The sequence below is a fragment of the Mycobacterium sp. genome (assembly GCF_049281135.1).
Lineage (GTDB): Bacteria > Actinomycetota > Actinomycetes > Mycobacteriales > Mycobacteriaceae > Mycobacterium.
Genome location: NZ_JBAPRN010000540.1, coordinates 1 through 5089 on the forward strand (window position 1 = coordinate 1; position 5089 = coordinate 5089).

At 66.4% G+C, this 5089-nt stretch carries 7 protein-coding genes; 5 read left to right on the forward strand and 2 right to left on the reverse strand.

Going from position 1 to position 5089, the window contains the following annotated elements:
• Together WAN02_RS21245 and WAN02_RS21250 are read left to right on the forward strand one after the other, a co-directional pair.
• The coding region (locus WAN02_RS21245; protein ID WP_422266193.1) for an RDD family protein at positions 1–252 on the forward strand (252 nt) is incomplete at its 5' end.
• A gap of 521 nt (positions 253–773) precedes the next feature.
• On the forward strand, positions 774–1946 hold the full coding sequence (locus WAN02_RS21250; protein WP_422266194.1) for a cystathionine gamma-synthase: 1173 nt from the start codon (positions 774–776) through the stop codon (positions 1944–1946).
• A 7-nt stretch (positions 1947–1953) separates the two neighbouring features.
• Here the strand turns inward: WAN02_RS21250 and greA are convergent, their stop codons facing one another.
• Together greA and WAN02_RS21260 are read right to left on the reverse strand one after the other, a co-directional pair.
• The gene (gene greA, locus WAN02_RS21255) at positions 1954–2448 is read right to left on the reverse strand and encodes a transcription elongation factor GreA (RefSeq protein ID WP_422266195.1); all 495 of its coding nucleotides are present in this window, start codon (positions 2446–2448) and stop codon (positions 1954–1956) included.
• A gap of 264 nt (positions 2449–2712) precedes the next feature.
• Positions 2713–3144, reverse strand: a complete 432-nt coding sequence (locus WAN02_RS21260; protein WP_422266196.1) for a DUF4307 domain-containing protein — start codon at positions 3142–3144, stop codon at positions 2713–2715.
• Positions 3145–3266: 122 nt separating this feature from the next.
• Here WAN02_RS21260 and mca point away from each other — a divergent pair, with 122 nt between their 5' ends.
• The 3 genes from mca to WAN02_RS21275 form a co-directional block, all read left to right on the forward strand.
• Positions 3267–4139, forward strand: a complete 873-nt coding sequence (gene mca, locus WAN02_RS21265; RefSeq protein WP_422266197.1) for a mycothiol conjugate amidase Mca — start codon at positions 3267–3269, stop codon at positions 4137–4139.
• Positions 4139–4405, forward strand: coding sequence for a hypothetical protein (locus WAN02_RS21270; protein WP_422266199.1), 267 nt, complete (start codon positions 4139–4141; stop codon positions 4403–4405). Before mca ends, WAN02_RS21270 begins: the two co-directional genes overlap by 1 nt.
• A 52-nt stretch (positions 4406–4457) precedes the next feature.
• Positions 4458–5089: thioredoxin domain-containing protein (locus WAN02_RS21275; protein WP_422266198.1), on the forward strand; the 632-nt coding region annotated here is incomplete at its 3' end.

Sequence of the window (5089 nt, forward strand, 5' to 3'; positions counted from 1 at the left end):
GTCTGGAACTACGGCTACCGCCAGGGCACCACCGGTTCGAGCATCGGCAAGTCGTTGCTGAAATTCAAAGTCGTCAGCGAGAACACCGGGAAGCCCATCGGTTTCGGTTTATCGGCGCTGCGCCAGATCACTCACGTTGTTGACGCGGTCATCCTCCACATCGGCTACCTGTTCCCGCTGTGGACCGCCAAGCGGCAGACGCTGGCCGACAAGATCATGGCCACGGTGTGCCTGCCGGTGGACGACCGGTAAACCGCGAACTTCGGCTTATGGGTGCGTCCCGATATGACAATTTGTGAGCGTCGCGGGATCGCAATAAAGCCCCGTTAACGGTGGCGGCGGCGGTGGCGGCGCATCGCCCTCCCAGATGGTCCGGGCGACGTTGCCCCCGCCTCCGACGTACCAATATGTGTGGCACACATTCGCATCCCAGCGAACCGGATCCACCCGCAGGTTGCCGGTCTGCACCGGGGGATCTCCGGGGCACCAGTGACAGGGGCCTTCCGGGTGATCTGGGGGACAACCCGGCCACGACTGCGGCGCCGGACCGGGATGCGCTTGCGCAGCACCCACATCGCCGACCCCGGCGACACCGCCCCACAACAACGCGGCCGACGCCAGCCCTATAAGCATTCGCCTCATAGCCCGTCATTGTGGTCGCCCGCAGGCCCTGCGCGCATGGGGAGATTTGCCTATTTTTGTGTTGCGGTGGTCTATGTACGGCGGTCGGCGTGCCCAGGTCGACGTCATCGTGATGACTAGGCTGGTCGTCGATGAGCGACCACGGAGATTTCGCGAAAGCCGGTCTGGCGACCAGGGCCATTCACGCCGGCTACCGGCCCGACCCGGCGACCGGCGCGGTCAATACCCCGATCTACGCCAGCAGCACCTTCGCTCAGGACGGCGTCGGCGGTCTGCGCGGCGGATTCGAGTACGCCCGCACCGGCAACCCGACCAGGGACGCGCTGGAAAGCGCACTGGCCGCGGTCGAAGAGGGCCGCTTCGGACGCGCATTCGGCTCCGGCATGGCGGCCGGCGACTGCGTGCTGCGTGCGCTGCTGCGCCCCGGTGATCACGTGGTCATCCCCGACGACGCCTACGGCGGAACGTTCCGGCTGATCGACAAGGTCTTCACCCAGTGGGGTGTGCAGCACACCCCGGTGGCGTTGTCGGATGTCGACGCTGTCCGCGCTGCGATCAGCCCGCAGACCCGGCTGATCTGGGTGGAAACTCCCACCAACCCACTGCTGTCGATCGTCGACATCGCCGCAATCGCCGAACTTGCGGCGCGGGAAACCGCCGTAAGACGAGCAAAGGTGTTGGTGGACAACACCTTTGCCTCACCGGCATTACAACAGCCGCTGACGTTCGGCGCCGACATCGTGCTGCACTCGACGACGAAATACATCGGCGGGCACTCCGACGTGGTGGGCGGCGCCCTGGTCACCAACGACGAAGAGTTGGACGAGGCGTTCGCCTTCCTGCAGAACAGTGCCGGCGCGGTGCCGGGCCCGTTCGATGCCTACCTGACCATGCGCGGCCTGAAGACGCTCGTACTGCGGATGCAGCGGCACAGCGAAAACGCCGCGGCGATAGCGCAATTCCTTGTCGGCCATCCGTCGGTGGACGCGGTGCTGTATCCCGGTCTACCCACCCATCCCGGTCACCAGGTCGCCGCGCGACAGATGCGCGGCTTCGGCGGCATGGTGTCGGTGCGAATGCGGGGCGGACGCAGTGCGGCGCAGGCGTTGTGCGCCAACACCAAGCTGTTCATCCTCGCTGAGTCGCTCGGCGGGGTGGAGTCGCTGATCGAGCATCCGGGTGCGATGACGCATGCCTCGACGGCCGGCTCGCAGTTGGAGGTGCCGGATGACCTGGTCCGGTTGTCCGTCGGCATCGAGGACATCGTTGACCTGATCGCCGATCTCGAACAGGCGTTGGGCTAGCTCGCCACTAGGAGTGGTAAGGCTCCGCGCTGACCAGCGTGACCTTGACGGTGTTGCCGTTGGGCACGGTGTAGCTGCGGGTCTCACCTTCTTTGGCGTCGATCAGGGCGCCGCCCAGCGGTGAGTTCGGCGAGTAGACCTCGAGCTTGCCCTCGTTGACGCCCTCTTGGCGGGTGGCGATCAGGAAGGTCTCGGTGTCGGACTTGTCGCCGTTGTAGTAGACCTTCACCACCGAGCCGGGCAGCGCGACCCCGGACTGCTTGGGCGCCTCGCCGACCTTGGCGTTGTTGAGCAGGTCCTGCAGCGAGCGGATGCGGGCCTCTTGCTGGCCCTGCTCTTCGCGGGCGGCGTGATAACCACCGTTCTCGCGCAGGTCACCCTCTTCGCGGCGATCGTTGATTTCCGCGGCGATGACCGGACGGTTCGCGATCAATTGGTCGAGCTCAGTCTTGAGCCGGTCGTGTGATTCCTGGGTCAACCAGGTCACCTGGGTGTCCGTCATCTCGTCGTGCTCCTCGTGGTGTCGGTGGGGGCGGCGTCCGCCCCGGCAGGTTGTCGGTCGTGCTGCCGGGCGGCGCCACCACGTGTACTGCCGACCTCAGTAGTCGGGTGGACCCCCTGCGCGGCACATCTGGCCGCTAATGCAGCAATACACGGTCCCAGCCGGAACCGTGCATCCGAGTAGCTTACCACCGACGCCGGGGTGGATGAGGGCGTTTTCTCGCGGTTCGGCGTTTGCCGCCGGGGCGTGCCGGAGCGGGTGTCGTCAGGGTGAGCGCAGGTAGTCGGGCACATCGGTGCCGCAACCGTAGATGTCGCCCACCACGGCCGGCTTACTGGACTTCACGATCGTCGTCACCTGCACCGTCGTCTGGCTGGACGGCGTAACCAGCACCTCGCGCCGGCCCGTTTCGCTGCCGTCTTTCGCCCGCACCCGCACGATGCAGTCGACCGGGCGCGACGGGTCTTTTCGCGTCACGCTGATCGTTACTGACACGGTCTGGTCGTCGATCAGCCGATAGCCGGCCAACGTGCCGGTGACGTCGCTGCGGCCCAGCCGTTGATAGCCGATGACGGCGACCACCACGCCGACCGCGGCCACCACGACGGCCAGGGCGGCGGCCCGGCGTCGGGATGGGCGGAGCAACAGAGCACGCCCGTAGCGGGCCGGTGGCGGTGAGGGGGAACCTTCGGTCATGGTGTGTTGCGGTCCCGGGTGATCTGCCCGAGGTACCGGGTTAGCGAGGCCCGGTGTCCGGGATGGAACTATTAGACCTGGAACTATAGGCGCACAGAAGACAGCACACAGTCAGGGAGCACGTGAGCGAACTGCGGTTGATGGCGGTGCACGCCCACCCGGACGACGAGTCCAGCAAGGGTGCCGCCACTCTGGCCCGTTACTCGGATGAGGGTTGCCGGGTGCTGGTGGTGACCCTGACCGGGGGCGAACGCGGCGACATCCTCAACCCGGCGATGGACCTGCCGGAGGTGCACGGCCGCATCGCCGATATCCGCCGCGACGAGATGGCCAAGGCGGCCGAGATCCTCGGCGTCGAGCACACCTGGCTGGGCTTCGTCGATTCCGGACTGCCGCAGGGGGATCCGCCGCCGCCGCTGCCGGAGGATTGCTTTGCGCTGACGCCCCTGGAGGTGCCCACCGAGGCGCTGGTTCGGGTGGTGCGTGAATTCCGCCCGCACGTGATGACGACCTACGACGAGAACGGCGGCTATCCGCACCCCGATCACATTCGCTGCCACCAGGTTTCGGTGGCCGCATACGAGGCCTCCGGCGACTACCGGCGGTTCCCGGACGCGGGCCCGGTGTGGACGGTGCCCAAGCTGTATTACAACCACGGGTTCCTACGCCAGCGGATGCAGATGCTGCAGGACGAGTTTGCCAAACGCGGGCAGACGGGCCCATTCGAGAAGTGGCTCAAACACTGGGATCCCGCGCACGACGTCCACGCCGACCGGGTGACGACCAGGATCGAGTGCTCGGCGTATTTCGGTCAGCGCGACGACGCGCTGCGCGCCCACGCCACCCAGATCGATCCCAAGGGGGATTTCTTCGCCGCCCCCATTGAATGGCAGCAACGGCTTTGGCCGACCGAGGAATTCGAGCTTGCCCGATCCCGTGTCCCGGTGCGGCTTCCCGAGTCCGACCTGTTCGCCGGAATCGAGGACACACCGTGATGCATCTGCGCCTCGCCGCGCTGGGGCTGCTGGCCGAGCACGGGCCGCACAACAGCGGGCCGGATTTCGGCAAGGCCAGCCCGTTCGGCTTGCTTGTGGTGGTCGTTCTGCTGATCAGCGTGCTGTTCCTGGTGCGCTCGATGAACCGGCACCTCAAGAAGCTGCCGGAGTCCTTCGACCCGCAGCATCCCGAACCGGATCAGGCCGTCGACGACGGGACCATCCAGCAGCATCCCGATGGCCAGCCACCGCATGAGCCGCGCTGACGACGGTCAACAGAGCAGTGCGATCGGAAGATCGCACGGAGGAGCAGCGCCGATGAGCCCGCCGGGTAACCAGCTAGCCCGGGCCGCCAGCCCCTACCTTCGCCAGCACGCCGACAACCCGGTGCACTGGCAGCAGTGGTCGCCGGCCGCGCTGGCCGAAGCCGCGAAACGCGATGTGCCGATTCTGCTTTCGATCGGTTACGCCGCATGCCACTGGTGCCACGTGATGGCCCATGAATCGTTCGACGACGACCAGGTGGCCGCGGCTATGAACGGCGACTTCGTGTGCATCAAGGTGGACCGCGAGGAACGGCCTGACATCGACGCGGTCTACATGAACGCCACGGTCGCGCTCACCGGGCAGGGCGGCTGGCCGATGACCTGCTTCCTGACGCCCGACGGACGTCCGTTCTATTGTGGCACGTACTACCCCAAAGATGCTTTTCTGCAGCTCCTTTCGGCTGTATCCAGCACCTGGAATGAGCGTCGCAATGAGGTCGAGCAGAGCTCGGATCACATCGCGGACGAATTGCGGTCAATGGTATCCGCATTGCCCGACGGGGGCCCGCAGGTCGATCCGGCGCTATGCGACCACGCCGTCGCCGCGGTCTTGCGCGACGAGGACACCGCGCACGGCGGCTTCGGTGGCGCGCCGAAGTTCCCTCCGTCGGCGCTGCTGGAGGC